This is a genomic window from Xenorhabdus sp. NBAII XenSa04 (genome assembly GCF_963866145.1).
Lineage (GTDB): Bacteria > Pseudomonadota > Gammaproteobacteria > Enterobacterales > Enterobacteriaceae > Xenorhabdus > Xenorhabdus indica.
This window is the reverse complement of sequence record NZ_CAWMEB010000377.1, coordinates 1-260: the sequence shown is the minus strand read 5'-3', so window position 1 is coordinate 260 and position 260 is coordinate 1. Positions and strand designations below refer to the sequence as shown.

Annotated in this window: 1 pseudogene; it reads right to left on the bottom strand. The window is 60.0% G+C overall.

What is annotated here, in order from left to right:
* Nucleotides 1-260 (bottom strand): annotated as a pseudogene (locus AAC147_RS12675) (hypothetical protein); the annotation flags it as partial.

Sequence of the window (260 nt, the reverse complement as noted above, 5' to 3'; positions counted from 1 at the left end):
CGGGTCGGGCGAATGGCATTCTGGCCCTTGCCGCCCTGCCGTTGCCCGCCAATCCACGGATGCCCGCTGGATAATCATCGCCGGCAGGCTGGCCACCGCACCGGTGGCGCCCTGAATCACATCACCCATCAGATTTTTAAACCCGGCGGTAATGCCATTTAACTGATTGCTGACAGTGGCTTTCAGGCCAAAATTGCCGCACATCAAATCCGAACGCCAGCCCAGCTCCAGTCCACCAAGTGTGGCAGAGCCACTGCGAC